The organism is Methylophilus glucosoxydans, from assembly GCF_042676145.1.
Lineage (GTDB): Bacteria > Pseudomonadota > Gammaproteobacteria > Burkholderiales > Methylophilaceae > Methylophilus > Methylophilus glucosoxydans.
Map to the genome: position 1 here is coordinate 430390 of NZ_JBHTJW010000001.1, position 18952 is coordinate 449341.

General features: G+C 55.5%; 14 protein-coding genes. 9 read left to right on the forward strand and 5 right to left on the reverse strand.

Going from position 1 to position 18952, the window contains the following annotated elements:
• The 8 genes from ACFQ1T_RS02095 (at window position 1) to ACFQ1T_RS02130 (ending at window position 6569) form a co-directional block, all read left to right on the forward strand.
• Entirely contained in the window at window positions 1–873 is an 873-nt protein-coding gene (locus ACFQ1T_RS02095) for an arginase family protein (RefSeq protein WP_379073772.1), read from the forward strand.
• The gene (locus ACFQ1T_RS02100; RefSeq protein WP_275356714.1) at window positions 870–1238 is read left to right on the forward strand and encodes an EamA family transporter; all 369 of its coding nucleotides are present in this window, start codon (window positions 870–872) and stop codon (window positions 1236–1238) included. Before ACFQ1T_RS02095 ends, ACFQ1T_RS02100 begins: the two co-directional genes overlap by 4 nt.
• Window positions 1235–2074: an alpha/beta hydrolase gene (locus tag ACFQ1T_RS02105; protein WP_379073622.1), complete on the forward strand. Its 840-nt coding sequence runs from the start codon at window positions 1235–1237 to the stop codon at window positions 2072–2074. The genes ACFQ1T_RS02100 and ACFQ1T_RS02105 overlap by 4 nt, the downstream gene beginning before the upstream one ends.
• 31 nt (window positions 2075–2105) lie before the next feature.
• Window positions 2106–2360 carry a phosphopantetheine-binding protein gene (locus tag ACFQ1T_RS02110; RefSeq protein ID WP_379073624.1) on the forward strand — a complete coding sequence of 85 codons (255 nt, stop codon included), beginning with the start codon at window positions 2106–2108 and terminating at the stop codon, window positions 2358–2360.
• On the forward strand, window positions 2360–3598 hold the full coding sequence (locus ACFQ1T_RS02115) for a beta-ketoacyl-[acyl-carrier-protein] synthase family protein (protein WP_379073626.1): 1239 nt from the start codon (window positions 2360–2362) through the stop codon (window positions 3596–3598). The genes ACFQ1T_RS02110 and ACFQ1T_RS02115 overlap by 1 nt, the downstream gene beginning before the upstream one ends.
• Before the next feature lie 2 nt (window positions 3599–3600).
• Window positions 3601–4752 (forward strand): GNAT family N-acetyltransferase, encoded by a 1152-nt coding sequence (locus ACFQ1T_RS02120; RefSeq protein WP_338656656.1) that lies wholly within the window; start codon window positions 3601–3603, stop codon window positions 4750–4752.
• A complete protein-coding gene (locus ACFQ1T_RS02125; RefSeq protein ID WP_194749370.1) occupies window positions 4727–5122 on the forward strand; it encodes a hypothetical protein in 396 nt (131 codons plus the stop codon). The genes ACFQ1T_RS02120 and ACFQ1T_RS02125 overlap by 26 nt, the downstream gene beginning before the upstream one ends.
• A gap of 232 nt (window positions 5123–5354) precedes the next feature.
• On the forward strand, window positions 5355–6569 hold the full coding sequence (locus ACFQ1T_RS02130) for a diguanylate phosphodiesterase (protein ID WP_379073628.1): 1215 nt from the start codon (window positions 5355–5357) through the stop codon (window positions 6567–6569).
• Here ACFQ1T_RS02130 and ACFQ1T_RS02135 read toward each other — a convergent pair.
• The 5 genes from ACFQ1T_RS02135 to ACFQ1T_RS02155 form a co-directional block, all read right to left on the reverse strand.
• Window positions 6566–7981 carry an efflux transporter outer membrane subunit gene (locus tag ACFQ1T_RS02135; protein ID WP_275356720.1) on the reverse strand — a complete coding sequence of 472 codons (1416 nt, stop codon included), beginning with the start codon at window positions 7979–7981 and terminating at the stop codon, window positions 6566–6568. The genes ACFQ1T_RS02130 and ACFQ1T_RS02135 overlap by 4 nt on opposite strands.
• Window positions 7978–11106 carry an efflux RND transporter permease subunit gene (locus tag ACFQ1T_RS02140; RefSeq protein ID WP_379073630.1) on the reverse strand — a complete coding sequence of 1043 codons (3129 nt, stop codon included), beginning with the start codon at window positions 11104–11106 and terminating at the stop codon, window positions 7978–7980. Before ACFQ1T_RS02140 ends, ACFQ1T_RS02135 begins: the two co-directional genes overlap by 4 nt.
• Entirely contained in the window at window positions 11103–14189 is a 3087-nt protein-coding gene (locus ACFQ1T_RS02145; protein ID WP_379073632.1) for an efflux RND transporter permease subunit, read from the reverse strand. Before ACFQ1T_RS02145 ends, ACFQ1T_RS02140 begins: the two co-directional genes overlap by 4 nt.
• Window positions 14190–14205: 16 nt before the next feature.
• On the reverse strand, window positions 14206–15507 hold the full coding sequence (locus tag ACFQ1T_RS02150; RefSeq protein WP_379073634.1) for an MdtA/MuxA family multidrug efflux RND transporter periplasmic adaptor subunit: 1302 nt from the start codon (window positions 15505–15507) through the stop codon (window positions 14206–14208).
• 387 nt (window positions 15508–15894) lie between these two features.
• A complete protein-coding gene (locus tag ACFQ1T_RS02155) occupies window positions 15895–16461 on the reverse strand; it encodes an MOSC domain-containing protein (protein WP_379073636.1) in 567 nt (188 codons plus the stop codon).
• A gap of 294 nt (window positions 16462–16755) precedes the next feature.
• Here ACFQ1T_RS02155 and ACFQ1T_RS02160 point away from each other — a divergent pair, with 294 nt between their 5' ends.
• Entirely contained in the window at window positions 16756–18882 is a 2127-nt protein-coding gene (locus ACFQ1T_RS02160; protein ID WP_379073638.1) for a molybdopterin-containing oxidoreductase family protein, read from the forward strand.
• Window positions 18883–18952: the final 70 nt, after the last annotated feature.

An 18952-nucleotide genomic window follows, 5' to 3' on the forward strand; every position in this document is an offset into this window, starting at 1 on the left:
ATGGAAGTGGTCGCCTACGATTTTGATGGCAGCATTCAGGCGCAGCTGGCCATGCTGAACGCGCAAGGGGTGCAGCCGGTGCTGCATGCCATGCGCCAGCATGAAACGGCGACGCGCCTGTGGGCGTCGGCCAAGGCGTTTGCCGCCATGGCCAACCAGTTGCGGCCGCGCACAAGCCTGCCGCAATTTTCGCTGATTGGTTCCGGCGACTACCACCATATCTCACTGGCCTTGATTGTGCGTTTTGAAACGCCGTTGACGGTGGTGCTGTTTGACAATCATCCTGACTGGATGCAGCCACCGCATCAGTATCATTGTGGTACCTGGGTCTATCAACTGGCCCGTTTGCCACAGGTCAACCGCGTGATCATCGTCGGCCTCGAAAGTGGCGATATTGATTACGATCAGTTTAAAAAAGGCGATGTAGAAAGCTTTCTGCAGCAAAAAATCATTTTGTTGCCTTATCGCAAGGTGCAGGTGAATGCGCCGCAGCCCCTGTTTTTGCACAGCAAGCTGGCGCAAGACCTGGCGACGGGGATTCAAGAGGTGCTGTCGTATATAGAGACTGAGCAGGTCTATATCAGCATTGATAAAGACTGCCTGCAAGCGGCAGACGCCAAGACCAACTGGGAGCAGGGGAGTCTGCCTCTGGCCACCGTCACCGCCGTCATTCAAGCGCTCAGCCAGCATAAACAGCTCATAGGTGCGGATACGGTGGGCGACTTTTCGCCGGTGCGGTTCCGTTCACCACTCAAATGGATCGCCTCTTATTTAGACCGCAAAGTGCATCCGCGTGAGGCTGTGCAGGTTGCCGCCCAGGTTAATGCTGCTGCCAACCTGCGCTTGTTGCATGCCCTGAAGGGGGGCGCATGATGATACATACCGGCGCATTATTTGTCGCAGCCGTCCTGCTGGATACGCTGGGCACCACCTTGTTTAAGCTGGGTGCCATGCAACCGGAAACCACGGTAGAAGCTTCGCCGATGGCGCTGTTACGGTCTTGCCTGACCCGCTGGCATGTGCCGGCCGGCTTGCTGGTCTACGTGGTGGAATACGTGATCTGGATTACCTATTTGTCCGCCTCTTCGCTGAGCCAGGCTTTTCCGATGTATAGCATCACCATTGTATTGATCATGCTGGTGTCACGACTGGCGCTAAATGAACAGATTGGCATGAAGCGCTGGCTGGGGGCCTTGCTCATTGTGGCCGGCGTTGGGTTGTTAGGGAGCAACACATGAACACATTGCAACAACTGATAGGCGAAAACGGCTTCTGGCTGCAACAGTCAGAACATGCCGTATTACTGGTCCACGGTTTGACCGGCACGCCTGCAGAAATGAAACATTACGGCAAGCAAATCGCCCGTAAAGGCCTGTCTGTGGTGTGCCCGGTGCTGGCCGGGCATTGTGCCTCGGTGCAGGAGTTGAGTCGCACCCGCTGGCAAGCGTGGTTTACCTCGATTGAAACCGTCTTTCTCGAGATGCGCAAACATTATAAAAGCGTGTTTGTTTCAGGCCTGTCCATGGGCGCACTGATTGCCTTGCTGGTGGCTGCCAAACACGGCAAAGACGTGGCTGGCGTGGTGCTGTTGTCGGCGACCTTTGTGTATGACGGCTGGAATATCCCCCTGTTCAAGCAACGCTTTTTGTTGCCCCTGGTGCTGTATTCGCCCTTGCGCTATGTCATGCAGTGGGAAGAAACCGCGCCTTATGGCATCAAGTGCGAGCGTACACGCGCCATGGTGGCTGCCGTGCTTGAAAACAAGGATGCCCGTACCTCGGAAAAAATCGGCTATTTCAAGACCCCGGCGACCGTCATCTACCAGAGTGTCAAATTGATCCGCGCAGCGCGCAAGCAGTTGCCACAAGTCACTTGCCCGGTATTGATTGTGCACTCGACCGAGGATGACATGGCCAGCCTTAAAAATGCCTATCTGGTAGAAAAAGAAATTGCCAGCAAGCATGTGGAAACCTTTTATATCGGCGATACCTACCACGTGGTGACACTGGACAAGCGCAAGGATGATATCGCCAGACGCAGTGCAGAGTTTTGTTTGTCCGTGATTAACGCCTGATCACTAGAAGTGAGATAAGTAAGGAGTGCTTATGCAGAATACACAGAATACATTTGAAGTCGTCAGCGGCCTGATCGCCAACAAGCTGGAGATAGACCAGAAGACGATTACACCGCAGAGCAAGCTGGTCGACCTTGGCCTGGACTCGCTGGATATTTTTGACATTATCTTCCAGGCTGAAGATCAGTATGGCATCAAGGTGCCTAACCCTTCAGAAGAGATTGCCACCGTAGAAGATGTGGTGCGCATGCTGGACGACTTGCTCAAGACCGAGGCCAGCGCATAATGAGCATGCCGCGCCGGGTGGTGATCACGGGGGCGGGCATCGTCTCGCCATTGGGCAATACGGTGCCCGCGTTTCAGCAAAATCTCTTGAACGGGGTGTCTGGGATCGCTGCGCTCAAGGCCGAGTTTGCCGAGCAACTCGAAACGCGGATTGCTGCCCAGTGCCAGTTTGAGCCAGAGCAGCATTTCAGCCGCCAGGAGCTGGCCTTGCTCGACCGCGTCAGCCAGTTTGCCTTGCATAGTGCCGAGCAAGCCTTGCAGCAGTCTGGTATCGATTTGGCTGCCTTCAGTCCAGACGCGCTTGGTTGCTTTATCGGCACCGGCATGGGCGGCGCTGCCGCCACGGAAGAAGGCTATGCGCGCTTGTTCAAGCAGGGCCTGAACCGGCTCAAACCGTTTACAGTACTCATGGCGATGAACAGTGCGGCTGCTTCGCAAATTGCGACCAAATACCAGCTGGCTGGCCCGAATCAAACCATTTCCACCGCATGTTCTTCTGCCGCGATTGCCATAGGCGAAGCCGCCAAACAGATTGCCTTTGGCCGCTGTGAAGCGGCGCTGGCCGGCGGCAGTGAAGCCTTGCTCACCTTTGGCACCATCAAGGCCTGGGAGGCGTTGCGTACGCTGGCCAAAGAAGACCCGCAAGCCGCTGCAGCCTCCTGCAAACCGTTTTCCGCCGATAGAACGGGCCTGGTGCTCGGTGAAGGTGCGGCTGTGTTTGTGCTCGAAACCTACGAGCATGCCAGTGCGCGCGGCGCGCATATTCTGGCGGAAATTGTCGGTTTTGGCACGTCAAATGACTTTAGCCATATGACCCAGCCTTCGGTCGAAGGTCAGGCCCTGGCCATGCAAAAAGCCTTGCAAGATGCCGGCCTCAACCCTGAGCAGATCAGCTATATCAATGCTCACGGCACCGGCACCCAGCTCAACGATGTGACCGAGACCCGTGCGATCAAGCAAGTGTTTGGTGAGGCGGCGGCGCAGATTCCGGTCAGTTCCACCAAATCCATGCATGGTCACTTGATGGGCGCTGCGGCCGCGGTCGAGTTGGTCGCCTGCATTGTCGCCTTGCAGCAAAACACCTTGCCGCCCACCATGCATTTGCACAGCCCGGACCCGGAATGTGATTTGAATTACGTGGCCAACCAGGCGCAACCCGTTCAGCATCTCGAGTATGTCATGAGTAACTCGTTTGCCTTTGGTGGTACCAGCGGTGTCCTTATTTTGAGAAAGATCTAATCATGCAAACTGCCTTATATATGGATTCCAACCTCAGTGCCGAAACGCCTGTGTTTGACGTCGAAATTGGCTACAGTGCCGCCAAGTTTCCCGAGGAAACCTGGAAAACGCTGTTAAAGGATGATCTCGAAGGCTACCGCTTGCATCTGGCGTTTGACTCCGCCAATGTGCAGGGCTTTAAAACCGGTTACCTGGCGGTCAAGAAAAATCAGGTCATTGTTTGCCTGGCGCCGTTTTTTATCACCGATTACAACCTGGATACCACGGTGCAAGGGCGCCTGAAACCTTTGCTGCAAAAAGTCCGCGAGCGTATTCCTTTCCTCATGCGGGTCAAATTACTTTGCGTCGGTTCGCCAATCACGGATGCCTGCAAAATGACCTTGCATCCTGACTATCCGTTTGATCCGGCCATGATGCAGGCCCTCAATGCGCAGTTGCAAAAAATCGCCGCCAAAGCCGGTGCCTCGGTGATTGCCTTTAAAGATGTGCTGGCACGTGACCTGCAAAAAGTGGGTGCCCCGCTCAATGCGCTGGGCTACAGCACGCTCAGAAACATGCCGGTCGCCGTTAATCAGATCGCATTTGACTCGATGGAGGCCTACTTCGCCAGCCTGAGTTATGCCACGCGCAAAGACCTGCGCAGAAAGCTCAAAAAACGCTCGCAGATTGAAATCCGTGAAGTGCAGGGCATGCCGTCCAATCTGGACGAAATCTACCAGCTGTATCTCGAAACCTATGAGCGCAGCGAATTGAAGTTTGAAAAACTGACCAGCAGCTTTTTTGAGTTTGTGGCGGGCCTGATGCCAGAAAATACCCGCTTTGTGCTGTATTACCTCGAAGGCAAACTGATTGCGTTTAACATGCTGCTGCACAATGGCCATACCCTGATGGATAAATACATCGGCATGCACCAGCCTGTCGCGGCGGAGCACAATATTTACTTCTTAAGCTGGATCTATAACATCGAGATGTGCCTGCGCGATGGCATCACGCAGTTTCAAAGCGGGCAGGCCTCCTACGAGGTCAAGAAAAGACTGGGTGCCGAGCTTGAAGACACTTATTTGCTGTTTAAACATACCAACCGCTTCCTGAATCAACCGCTGGCTTGTCTGGCCAAATTGCTTGCTTATGAAAACTTTGACCAGAACATCTAACGCCAGTGTCGTCTGGTTATTTTCACTGCTGATTTTCTGCGATACGTTTAGTCAGGTGTTATTCAAGATGGCCTCGCTGGAGGTCGGCGCGGCCTCATTGGAAAGCTGGCAGAGTTTTTTTGCCTTTGCCGGCTCACTGTTGCTGCAGCCTGCGCTGGTGGGTGGGGTGATGCTGCTACTGGTGGCGTTTTGTTGCTGGATGCTGCTCATGTCTCGCACCGACCTCTCCAAGGCACATTTGATCTCTGGCATTGCCTATGCCACCGTGCCACTGGTCTCGGTTTATTTGTTTGCCGAGCATCTAAGCCCGGCACAAATCATGGGCATTGGCCTGATCACCCTGGGGGCGACGATTTCCAGTCTCAGCTAGCAGCGGGCGATTAGCGCAATGCCAGCCTCCATTCACGCGTCCAGCATGCGATGTCACACCTGAATGTGCGGGTGACAGGGTTTAAAAATAAAAGTGTCACATCTCCCCACTACAGTGTTGACGGTTTTCCGCTGAAACATCTAACTTTTTTGCTGTTTTAGATAATGTTTTTATGTTTAGATTAATTTTTGTTTGTATAATACATTAATATAAATTTGTTTTTGTAATAAATATGTTTACGGTATTGGTGTATAAAAGTCGCTCAGTGAAGCAGCTGGTGGGGGATGAACTTGCTGCATTGGTTGACGCTGCTGCTGAAAAGAATCAAAAGAATGCCATTTCAGGCGTGCTCTTATACGATGGCGACTATTTTCTGCAATATCTGGAAGGCCCGGATATTGCCATCAAGCTGCTTTATCATCTGATTACCTTGGATGACAGGCATCGTAATGTGGTCAAGCTGATGGAGGACTTTTCTCCTGCGCGGCGATTTGGCGGCTGGTCCATGTACTGCATTGATGTGCAAAAGGTGTATGGTGAAGACATTTATGCCCTGTTGTCAGAGGGGGCTACCTTTAATAGCGGCGAGTCACTCCCTGATCATGACCGTGTTATCAAACTGATCACGGCCTTTGCCACCTCCCGCTGGAGCGATGGCGAGCGGACACTGCACGCGGAAGACTGGCAGTTTCAGCCCCAACCATCCCCGTTTGATGTCGTGAATCCTGCCCGCATTCAGCAGGCGGCTTGCCAGTTTGCATTTCAACCGATTGTTTCTCCGCTGACCGGACTGATCTCTTCGATTGAAGCGCTGATCCGCAGCCCGTCTGGCGGCACCCCGCGGCAGTGTTTTGAGGGATTGTCAGCCGAGGAGTTATATGTATTCGATCTGGAATCCAAGCAGCACGCGTTGGCCCTGGCATCGCAGATGCAACTGGGACCGATCAAGTTATCCATCAACCTGTTGCCGATGTCTTTGGTGCGGGTGCCCAATGCGGTGGAAAAGCTGCTCAGTTACATCGCACAGTTTGATTTCAAGCCGCAGCAAATCATCGTTGAAATCACCGAGCAAGAGTCTATTGCCAACTTTGATGACTTTCAGCGCGCCATCAGGGAATTACGTCTGGCAGGCATTAGCGTGTCGATTGATGATTTTGGTGCCGGCTTTGCCGGGCTGACCTTGCTGTCCAAATTTCAGCCTGAGAAGCTTAAGGTGGATAGACTTATTGTTGAAAATATTCACAAGGATGGCCCCAAGCAGGCGATTGTGCGGGCGCTGATTGAGTGTGCCCATGCGCTGGGCATTACGATTGTGGCCGAAGGGGTAGAGACCGTGGAAGAATGGTGCTGGTTACAATCTGCTGGCGTTGATTTGTTTCAGGGATTTTTATTTGCCAAACCCATGCTCAATGGGGTTGCACCTATCCAGTGGCCTGTTCAGACTTAATAGTTAGACTGGGGCAGCACGTAAGCGCCACCCAGTGCCACCATCAAAGCCACTGAAGCATTGAGCCTGCGCCCGGTGATGGAGAGCAGGTTGCGCTCGGCGCTCAACAGCGTGGACTGCACGTTGACCACGTATTGGTATTCACTGATGCCGGCACGGTAGCGGTTTTCGGTTTGGGTGACGGCTTCGCGTGCAAATTTGACGGCGGTTTCCTGTTCTTTTGCCTCCGCCTCCAGAATACGCAGCAAGGCCAGATTATCCTCAACTTCGCGCAAGCCATTAATCACCGTTTGTTTATAGGTGGCGACACTGGCATCGTAGCGGGCAATGGCCGCATTGGTGTTCGATCTACGCAACTGATTATCAAAAATCGGCCCGGCCAGCGCGGGGCCCAGTGACCAGAGGCGGTTAGGCAGCGAAAGCAGATTGCTCAGGCTGTTGTCGCTATAGCCAAAGGTCGCGCCCAGCGTCAGCGTGGGGAAGAGTGCCGCTCGCGCAACGCCGATCTGTGCATTGGCGGAGGCGACCCTGCGCTCAGCCCCGGCAATGTCTGGTCTGCGTTCCAGCAGGCTGGCAGGCAAGCCTGTATTCGCGGCGGGTAGGGACAAGTTGGCCACGTCCTTGTATGGTTGTTCGGGGATAGACAGCTCTGCTGGCGGCTTGCCGATCAGTACTGCAATCGCATGCTCCAGTTGCGCGCGCGAGGCGCTGATATCAATCGACTGCGCCAAGGTGTTGCGCAATTGCGTTTCGGCCTGGGCGATTTCCGTGCGCGAGGCCAAGCCCACGTTATAGCGGTTGGTGGTCAGCTTGAGTGAGCGATCAAAGCTTTTGGCCGTGTTATCCAGCAGCAGCTTTTGCGAGTCCAGAATCCTGAGCTGAAAATAGGTTTGTGCCAGCGTAGACTGGACCGAGAGCTTGGCCGCTGCCAGGTCGGCGGCCGTGGCTTCGGCATTGGTTTCGCCGGCAATCACGCTGTTACGTATTCTGCCCCACAAGTCCATCTCCCAACTGGCATTGAGGCCAATGCTGTAATCACTGCGCACGCCAGTGGTATTGGTGGTCTCTCCGCGGGTGGCGCCTGCCTGCCCGTTGAGTGCGGGCAATTGCGGCGAGTGGCTCGCCCGCGCCAGTGCCAGCCCTTGCCGATAATTGGCCTCCGCAATCAGGATGGTATAGTTGGCTTGATTGGCTTGCGTGAGTAAGGCGGTCAGTTGGGGATCGTTGTAGCGTTCCCACCAGGCCGCAGACAGTTCTGGTGAACCGGGCTCGGCCACTTTCCAGCCTGCAGGCGGCGGTTCTTTGTATTGTGCCGGTATCTCGACGCGCGGGCGTACATAGTCTTGCCAGACACTGCATCCTTGTATCATCAGGCCTGCCATGGCCAGCACCCACATTTTGACTATGTTCATACCGTTTGATTCTTCAAAGAATTTGAGTTTAACGAGAGGCCGAAACGCTGGCTGAGCCAACGTCCCGCATCATCCAGATACAGATAAACCACGGGCGTGGTGACCAGCGTCAGTACTTGCCCTACCAGCAGGCCACCGACGATGGAGATGCCCAGCGGCTGGCGGATTTCAGCACCATCGCCGACACCCAGCAACAAGGGCACCGCCCCCAGCACCGCCGCCAGCGTGGTCATTAAAATGGGCCGCAAGCGTTGCAGGCAGGCCTGGGTGACGGCGGCTTCGGCAGAGAGCGCGTGTTCACGCCGCAAATGAATCGCCGCATCAATCATGATAATGGCGTTTTTCATGACAATGCCCACCAGGAGCACAATGCCTATCATGGCGATAATGGTCAACTCGCTGTCAAACCATAACAGGGCCAGCAAGGCGCCTATGCCCGCCGAGGGCAGGGTAGAGAGGATGGTCAGCGGATGGATCAGGCTTTCGTACAGCATGCCCAGCACGATGTAGATCGCGATCACGGCGGTCAGGATCAGCCACGGCTGGCTATCCATGGAATCCTGAAATGCTTTGGCTTTACCGGCAAAGGTGCCATGGATGCTCTCTGGCGGCACCAGCGCGGCAAAGGTCGATTCGATGGCCTGGCTGGCGGCATCCAGCGCATAGCCTTGAGCCAGGTTAAACGAGACCGTGGCGGCGGCAAACTGCCCCTGGTGGTTGACCGCCAGGGGCGTATTCACCGGTTGCCAGTGGGCAAAACTGGCCAGCGGAATGCGCTGGTTTTTCAGGCTGGTCAGGTAGATATTCTGTAAGGACTCCGGCCCCTGTGCAAAGCGGGCCGCCACCGTCATCACCACATAGTATTGATTAAGTGGTTCGTAAATGGTGGAGACTAGCCGCTGGCCAAAGGCATCATTCAAGGCACTGTCAATCTGCTGCTGGGTGATGCCCAGGCGCGTGGCCGCATCGCGGTCCACCACCAGATTAATCTGCAAGCCCTTGTCTTGTGCATCACTGGAGACGTCAGTCAGTTGCGGCAGCTTGGCCATGGCATCCTTGAGTTTGGGAGCAAACTGGCGCAAATCGTCTACGCTGCTGGAGAGCAAGGTGTATTGGTATTCTGCCGAGCCGGGACGCAAGCCGATATTGAATTCCTGTTGTGGCCGCAAGCGTAACGAAGCGCCAGCCACGCGGTCCAGTTGCGGGCGCAAGCGATCCACCACTTCCTGCGCGGAGGCCTGGCGCTCTGCACGGGGTTTCAGCCGCGCATTGAGCATGCCGGTATTGGATTGCCCGCCGCCAAAGCCACCCGTGTATTCATAATAGGTATCGATATCGGGGTCGCGGGCGATGATCTGCATGAATTGGGCCACTTTTTCACGCATGGCCCAAAACGACAGATTCTGGTCGCCCTCGAAGTTGCCTTGCAAGCGGCCGGTATCTTGCAGCGGAAAAAAGCCCTTGGGCACCAGGGTATACAGATAAAGGTTGCTGCCGATGGCCACGGTGAAGAGCAGCAGAATCAGGCGCCTGTGGTGCAGGCTCCAGCGCAGCACACGCTGATACACTGAGGCTGGCCAGGGCTGGTTCTGCCTGGCTGGAGCGGGACTCGTATGGTCAGCGCCACCAGCCTTTGCGCCATGCTTTGCTGCTTGCGGCCGCAGTAGTTTGGAGGAGAGGACGGGTGTCAGTGTCAGCGACACCAGCAATGAAATGATCACCGCACTGGCCAGCGTGATTGAAAACTCGCGGAACATGCGCCCGACCACACCGTCCATGAACAGCAGCGGGATAAATGCCGCAATCAGCGCCAGGCTCATGGCGATAATGGTAAATGACACCTCGTGCACTGCCCGCAGCGCCGCCTGCAAGGGGCTCAGGCCATGTTCAATGTGCCGGGCCGTATTTTCGACTACCACAATCGCATCATCCACCACAAAGCCGGTGGCAATAATGAGCGCCATCAGGGTCAGATTATTGAGGCTGAAACCGCACAGGTAAATCACGGCCAGCGTCCCCAGCAAGGACACCGGAATGGCGATGCTGGGAATCAGCGCCGCGCGCCCGCTTTTTAAAAACAGAAAAGTCACCACGATCACCAATCCAATCGAAATCAGCAGGCTGTGTTCGACTTCTTCTAACGATTTGCGGACGATGGTGCTGCGGTCTATGAGCACTTCCATGGCGATGCCTGGCGGCAACAAGGGCTGCAGCCTGGGCAGCAAGGCTTTGATGCCATCAACCGTGGCGACAATGTTGGCGCCCGGGATATTATTCACCGCGATGACCACGCCGGGCTTTTGCTTGACGCTGCCGGCGCTGCGCAGCTCCTGCACCGAGTCTTTCACCTCGGCAATGTCGCGCAGCCTGACCGGGGCGGCATTGCGCCAGGCCACAATCAAATCACGAAAATCGGCCGCCTGGCGGTTACTGTCATTCACTTCCAGCTGCCAGCGTTTGCTGGCACTCTCGATAAAGCCTTTGGGTAAATGGGCGTTGGCATTGGCGATGGCCGTGCGGATCTGGTCCAGGCTGATGCCATATTGATTGGCGGTGAGCGGATTCACTTCTACCCTGACCGCCCGCAAGGCGCTGCCATTGACGTTGACCTGGCCCACGCCATCCACTTGCGAGATGCGCTGCCCGACCAAGCTGTAGGCCACATCGTACAGCTCGGACTGGCTGTAGCGGTCCGAGGTCAGCGCGATATGCATGATCATGGTCGGGCCACTCTTGCGCCAGGTTGGGTTGCTTTGCATGCCGGCTGGCAGCAAGGGGATGGCGGTATTGATGGCCGCTTGCACATCGCGTGCGGCACTGTCTGCATTGCGGTCCAGATCAAACTGCAAACTGACCCTGGTCTGGCCTTTGGTGCTGCTGGAGGTCATTTCGTTGAGGCCGGCAATATTGCCCAGCGAACGCTCCAGCGGCGAGGCAACGGCGGAAGCCATGGTTTCGGCGCTGGCGCCGGGCAGCCGCGCAAACACATCGATGCTGGGCATTTCCACTTGCGGCAGCGAGGCAATCGGCAGCGCCACATAAGCGGCTATGCCGGGCAAGGCAATGGCCAGTGCCAGCAAGGTGGTGGCCACGGGGCGGCGCAAAAACAGCGTGAGCCCACTCATGGGTTCGCCTCGCTGTGTGCGACAGCTTTGCGCTGACCAGGCTGGGCCAGGCGGTCAAACATCAGGTAGATGACAGGCGTGGTAAACAAGGTGAGCAGCTGGCTTACTAACAGGCCGCCTATCATGGCAATGCCGAGCGGCGCACGCAATTCTGAGCCGGGGCCATCGCCGGTGACCAGCGGCACGGCACTTAACAGCGCCGCCAGCGTGGTCATCAGGATAGGCCGGAACCTGAGCAGGCAGGCTTTATAAATGGCTTCTTCAGGCGACTTGCCATGATGGCGCTCGGCCTCCAGCGCAAAATCAATCATCATGATGGCATTTTTTTGCACAATGCCGATCAGCAGGATAATGCCGATGATAGCAATCACGCTGAGCGGGTGTCCGGTCAGCATGAGGGCCAGCAAGGCGCCGACGCCAGCAGAAGGCAAGGTGGAGAGGATGGTCAGCGGGTGAATATAGCTTTCATACAAAATGCCCAGCACGATATACATGGTGAGGATGGCGGTCAACATTAAAAATAATTCGTTGCCGAGTGCGGCATTAAAGGCGGCAGCCGCGCCCTGAAAGCGGCTAATCATGGTGGCCGGGAATTGCATGCGCTGTTTGACTGCATCAATCGCGGCCACAGCATCCCCCAGGGCATAGCCGTCGGCAAGGTTAAAGCCAATGGTGACCGAGGGTAACTGGTCTTCCCGGTTCACCACCAGCGCCGCCGGTTGCTCGCTGATGCGGGCGATACTCGCCAGCGGCACCTGGCGCCCGGTATTGCTGGTGACATAAACCTGATCCAGCGCCTGCAAGCCTGAGGCCGAGGATGGTTGTGACTCAAGAATTACGCGGTACTGATTGGCCTGGGTGAAAATGGTGCTGATCATGCGCTGGCCAAAGGCGCTATAGAGCGCATTGTCCACATCCGCCATGGTAATGCCCAACCGCCCGGCACTGTCGCGGTCCACGGTCACGGCGGCGCGCAGGCCGTCGCTGTGCAGGTTATGCGTGACGGTGGTCAGTTGCGGCAGCTTGCGCAGTGCTTGCATAAAGCCGGGGAGCGCGCTTTGCAAGGCCTGCGGGTCAGTGCTGGTCAGCAGGTATTGATACTGGGTCTGGCTGACACGGTCTGACAGCGTCAGGTCTTGCACCGGTTGCATAAACAGCTTGAGCGGGGCGGTGGCCTCCAGGCGAGATTGCAAGCGGGTAATGACCTCGCTGGCGCTGGCCTGGCGTTGCGGGTAGGGCTTGAGATTGATCAGCATACGGCCACTGTTATGCGTGGTGTTGACCCCATCCACGCCTACCACTGAAGAAATACTTTCTACATCGGCATCCTGCAAAATGGCTTCTACCACCGCTTGCTGCTTGTGGCTGATCACGCTGAAGGCATCCGAACCGTTGGCCTCAGTCATCACCTGGATAAAGCCGGTATCCTGGGTCGGGAACAGGCCTTTGGGGATGCTGATCACCAGCGTGACTGTCAGCACCAGCGAGGCGGCGGCAAGCAGCAATACCAGCGGCTGGTGCCGCAAGGCAACCTGCAGTCCTCTGCCGTAATAGGCAATGATGCGGTCTATGAGGTTAGTCTGGTTTGCGACAGGGGCTTTGGCCGGTTTGAGCAAGCGCGCGCACAGCATGGGCGTCAGGGTGAGCGAGACTACCGCCGAAATCAGGATGGCGACCGCCAGTGTGACGGCAAACTCGCGGAACAAGCGGCCAATCACATCGCCCATAAACAGCAAGGGGATCAGCACCGCAATCAGTGAAAAGGTCAGCGAGATGATGGTAAAACCGATCTGGCGGGCGCCCTTGATGGCGGCATTCATCGGCGTCTCGCCTTCTTCAATATGGCGCGCGATATTCTCAATCATGACAATGGCATCATCGACCACAAAGCCGGTGGCAATGGTCAGCGCCATCAGGGTGAGGTTGTTGATGCTAAAGCCCGCCGCATACATGATGCTAAACGTGCCCACCAGCGACAACGGCACAGTCAAACTGGGGATGACGGTGCCCGCCGCCGTGCGCAAAAACAGGAAGATCACCATCACCACCAGGGCAATGGCCAGCATGAGCTCAAACTGCACATCTTCAAGCGCACTGCGGATGGTATGCGTGCGGTTAGTGAGTTCGCTGACGCTGACATCGGCCGGCAAGCCCGCGGTCAGGCCGGGCAGGCGCTCGCGAATCTGCTCGACCACCTCAATCACATTGGCGCCGGGCTGGCGGCGGATATTGACCAGAATGGCGGGCGTTTGATTGGCCCAGGCAGAGATATACAAGTCTTCTTGTGCTTCTTTCACCTCAGCCACATCCCGCAGGCGCACGGGCCGGTCACCGGTGTTGGCAATAATCAGGTTACGGTATTCCTCTGCGGACCGCAGTTGGCTGTTGGCATCGAGTTCATAGGCCAGCAAGGGGCCATCAATATTGCCTTTGGCCTGGTTGGAGTTGGCGCTGTCTATGATGGTGCGCAGCGTATTCATGCCCAGCCCGTAGGCCGCCAGCACGGGCTGATTCACCTGAATGCGGATCGCCGGTTTTTGCCCGCCATCCACACTGACCAGGCCCACGCCACTCACCTGCGCAATTTTTTGCGCCATGCGTGTATCCACCAGATCGCGTAACTTGGGCAATGGCAGGCTCTGCGAAGTCACGGCCAGCGTCAGCACCGGGGCATCGGCCGGGTTCACCTTGTTATAGATGGGCGGGGAGGGTAAATCCGCAGGCAAAAAGGTACTGGCCGCGTTCATGGCCGCCTGTACCGACTGCACGGCAACATCGAGGCTGTTTTTCAGGCTGAACTGCAAGGTAATGACTGAAACGCCGCCAGAGCTGGCAGAGGACATATGTGCCAGGCCAGCCATAGCGCCAAATTGACGCTCCAGCGGTGAGGTCACATTCATCGCCATCACCTCGGCACTGGCGCCGGGGTAGAGCGTGACCACCTGAATCACCGGGTAATCAACCTGCGGCAAGGCAGCTTTTGGCAACAAGGTATACGCCAGCAGGCCCGCCAGCAGAATGGCGACCATCAATAACGAGGTCGCCACCGGTCTTAAAATAAACAGCCGTGAAGGGTTCATCATCGTCAGGCGTTGCCGCTTATGCCCCGGCTGCCGCGCGGCGTCTATGCTTGGATGCTTGTCCCTCAGCGCTACCATTGGCCGGCGTTGGGTCCGCCTGCTCAGCCGGATCCAGCGCGTGATTCGGGTCCTTGACCCGCACTTTGGCGTCTTGCTTGAGTTTATCAATGCCGCTGCTCACCACCCGGTCACCCGGCTGCAAGCCCTTGGTAATGGCCGCGATTTCCGCGTCGGTATGCCCCACCGTCACCGCTTGCAACACCACTTTTTCGCCGTTGGTATCGGGCACAATTTTATAGACAAAAGCGCCGTCCGGCCCTTGCTGCAAGGCATTGATCGGGATCACGCTGGCATGCGGAATCGTCTCGCTAAACAGTTTCACATTCACAAACTGGTTAGGAAACAGATGGTCGTCCTCGTTGGCAAAGGCCGCCTTGAGCTTAAGTGTGCCCGAAGTCGTATCAATCTGGTTATCAATACTCTCAAGCACCCCGCTGGCCAACCGCCGCGTATTGCCTTTGTCCCACGCTTCTACCTTGAGTTTGTGCAAGCCAGCGCTTGACTGGCTTTGTGCCACCAGGCGCGTGATGCGGTCTTCCGGCAGCGTAAACACCACATGGATAGGATGAATCGCATTAATCACCGCAATCGGGCTGGTGGTGTCGATATTGTTGCCGCTATCGACCTGGCGCAAGCCAATGCGGCCGCTGATTGGCGCGGTGATGTTGGTAAAACTGAGCTGTAACCTGGCGTTTTCCACCGAGGCTTTGTCGGCCTGCACCGTGCCCTGATATTGCTGCACTAGGGAGGCTTGTGAGTCTACTTGCTGCGAGGCAATCGAGTCTTGCGCTTGCAGGGTTTTATAGCGCTCCAAATCAATCTGGCTGTTTTTGAGCAAGGCCTGGTTACGCACCGCCTGCCCCTGAATCTGCCCCAGCGCCGTTTCAAACGGACGCGGATCAATCTTCGCCAATAACTGCCCTTGCTTGACCAGCTGACCTTCCTGAAAAGCCACTTGAATCAATTGCCCGGCCACGCGGCTGGTCACCGTCACCACCGCAGATGGAATCGCCGTCCCCAGCGCCGTATGTGTCACCGGAATATCGGCAACCGTCACCGTGGCCGCTGTCACTGGCGTGGGCTTGTCTCCCCCCGGGCCATGATGGCCGCCGTGCCCGCGACCATGCCCCTGCTCAGCTTGCGCCTCGGCCTGGGGCACCTCAGCCCCTTGATCGGTACGCGAATGTTTCCAGAACCAGATCGCCAATCCCAGGGCAATCAGTCCTATTGCAGTGTTCAATAGCGCTTTTTTATTAGACATAGCCGACTCAATATGCTTGCTCAACGTTGAAAATACAAACATCTCTTCATGCGGTCAATCATTCACCCCCGCAACTTGCATTTTATCGCGCCCATCCTCCGATTCTGGTTTTCCAGAAAAAGAAAATTCCAAATCGCAAACGGGAGGAGTTTGTAATTCGGGTGGGACTCACTGTGATATCTGTTTACAGGGCGTAACCTTGCATCACCGCATTGAGTGCTGCATTTGCTAGGCAGCTAATCTAACAATTGGTGCGATTATTGTGCAAAAGATTTTGTCACGAAATGTATCAACCCCTGATTCAACGCCGGGGATTGAAGCGGGCTTAGCCAGGGGTTTGGACGGCGAAGACAAGTCAGGAAAAAATAATTTTGCGGGCTGCTTCTGCTAGAAGCTCAAAGACGATTGCAACGGCGCATCTGTTGCAGACTCAGCGACCATCACCCGCACCGGGTCTCCTCGCTGCAGTATCCCACTTTTTAAAACCCGAGCGGTGACCCCGCCATGACCACGCATGGCGTTGTAACCGCCTGTCCCCAGCACCTGCTCCATACGTGAGCATGGCTCACAAGGGCCAGTCACCTCCAGCACCACTTCACCTATCAATAGATGCAAGGGCTGATCTTTAAACAGCGATTTAGCCGCCAGCAGATTGAGCCCGGAGACAATCAGGTTGCGCCTGAGCACCGCCGGATCCACCTGCGCCCGACCCGTGAGTGCCGCAATCACCGGTAAATGCTCGGCTTGCAGCAAGGTTACTTGCCGTTTGCTGCCATTCGCTTGTGATGACGCGCGCAAGCTGGCTCTATCCCCTTGCAATCCACGGTTTGCTATCGCTAAGGCTTGATTGGGTGACAAACAAGGCTGGCCGCGATCTGGACGAAGGTAAATGTTTTCCAGTCGACCGTGTTGGCTAAAGTGCTGGGTTAAGTCACGCAGGGTGGCGGTTTGCATTGATTGAGTCTTAAAAATAAGCAGCGATTCATAAATTGGGGTGCTGGGAAAACACAATTGATTTTGTTTGCGTATCGCCCAGAACGATTATATCGAGTTTGAATAGCGATTCATGCAACCCATGTTCAAACTTTCTATCTGCAGGCGATGATCCGCTTTAAGAGCAAAAAGTATCAATATCCAGCAGCATTGTATTTCCATGCTAAGGGGTATAGTATTCGGAATAGACAGACCTGTCTTGCATTGATTCTTTTTAAAACATGACGGCATATAACAGTGCGCTTGGAGTGTCATATGAATGATGTTGCAGATGTAGTCCAAACCTTTCATGGTGGTTGTCCGCATGATTGTCCTGATACTTGCGCGATGCAGTTTCATGTCAAAAACGGCGAGCTGATTTCAGTTTCAGGTAACCCTGATCATCCGATGACGCGAGGCGGGTTATGCGTCAAATTAAAAGATTACGAAAAGCGGCATTATCACCCCAACCGCCTGCTGTACCCCATGAAGCGGGTCGGGCCCAAAGGCACGAATCAGTTTGAGCGCATCACCTGGGATGAGGCTCTGGATACCATTGTGGATCGATGGCAGGCATTGATCAAAGATACCGGTCCCCGCGCCATATTACCCGTCAGTTATTTGGGTAACCAGGGGCTGGTGCATGGACTCAATGGTGGGGATGCCTTTTTCAACCGGCTGGGCGCCACCGTTTGTGAAAGAACCTTTTGTGGTGAAGGCTCTTGCACTGCCTGGCTACTCACGGTCGGGCCGACCGCCGGCGTGGATCCCGAAAGCTTCATCCATGCCAAATTCATCGTCATCTGGGCGTGTAACTCTGTCTCCACCAATCTGCATCACTGGCATATTATTAAAGATGCGCAAAAACGAGGGGCGAAGATCGTCGTGGTGGATTCGTTCGCTTCCAAAACAGCAAAAGAAGCCGATTGGCATATTGCCCCCAGGCCAGGGACCGATGGCGCGCTGGCCATGGCCATGATGCACGTGATCATTGCAGAAGACTTGGTTGATCATGACTATGTTGAGAAATATACCGTGGGTTATGCCGAGCTGGCGGAAAGAGCTAAACCCTGCACGCCGGAATGGGCAGCTGACATCACAGGCATCCCCGCCGACCAGATTCGGTTGTTTGCCCGCGAATATGCGACCACGCCGCCAGCCGCCATCCGCATTGGCGTTGCGCTGGAACGCAGTTATGGCGGCAGTCAGGCGATACGCGCTGTCACCTCATTGCCCGCCCTGATTGGAGCCTGGCGACACGTTGGCGGCGGTGCGCTGCAATTCCCGGTCTGGGAGCATCCTTACAAGTTTGACGTGATTTGCAGGCCGGACTTGATCCCTGAAGATACGCCAGTGGTGAATATCCTGCAATTAGGCCGGGCGCTGCTTGGCGAAACGCCGCTAGAGGTGCCGATTAAATCTATCATGGTGTGGAATACCAATCCGGTCACCCAATCGCCCGAAACTGACAAGGTCATCGAAGGGCTCAAGCGCGAAGACCTGTTTACGATTGTGGCTGATCATTTCATCTCTGATACCGCCTCTTATGCAGATATTGTCTTGCCCGCCGCCATGGGTGCAGAGCAGGAAGACATGATCTTATCCTGGGGCCATTTATACCTTACCTATAACACCAAATGCATAGAGCCTCCTGGCGAAGCCTTACCCAACAATGAAATATTCCGGCGCTTGGCAAAACGGTTAGGATTCGAAGAAGACAATTTCAAATGGAGCGACAGCGAATGTCTTGAAAACTATGTAGATTGGAATTCGCCCGCCTGCCAAGGCATAGACCTCAACTACATGCGTGAGCACGGGTTTGCAAGACTGAATGTAGGCACCAAAGACGACCGCGCCCCGCATCGCGAGGGGAACTTCCCCACCCCAACCGGTAAATGCATGTTCATGGTTGAAGGCGCCAAGAATTTTGTCGCCGGCCCCTTCAGGCAGATGTATGACGGTTTTCAACCAGGTGAGGATTTAGACCCATTGCCGGCCTATGTGCCCAGTCGGGAAGCTCCTGATACCAACGCAGCGCTGGCGGCCAGGTTTCCATTAAACATCATCTCCCCCAAAAGCCATGGCTTTATCAACTCTTCCTACGCGAATATGGAATCCAAACTCCGTGTGCAAGGCGAGCAATACCTGATGATCAACCCGGTAGATGCACTCGCACGCGATGTGCAGGATGGCATGATGGTCAAAACCTATAACGAAAGAGGCGCTTTTGAAGCAGTTGCCCGTGTCACCACAGACGTGAATCCTGGCATCGTGGTCGCTACTCTTGGCTATTGGCGGCAACTCAACAAAGGGACGGTGAACTGTATCAGTTCTGCCGAGTATGGCGACATGGGCCACTCAAATACGTTTAGCGATAATCTCGTTGAAGTCGAGCTTGTTTGAACAGTTAATTTATAAAAGCAGAGGCACGGGTTCGAGTGATCTATCGAGTTTTTTCACTCGGGATCTCCAC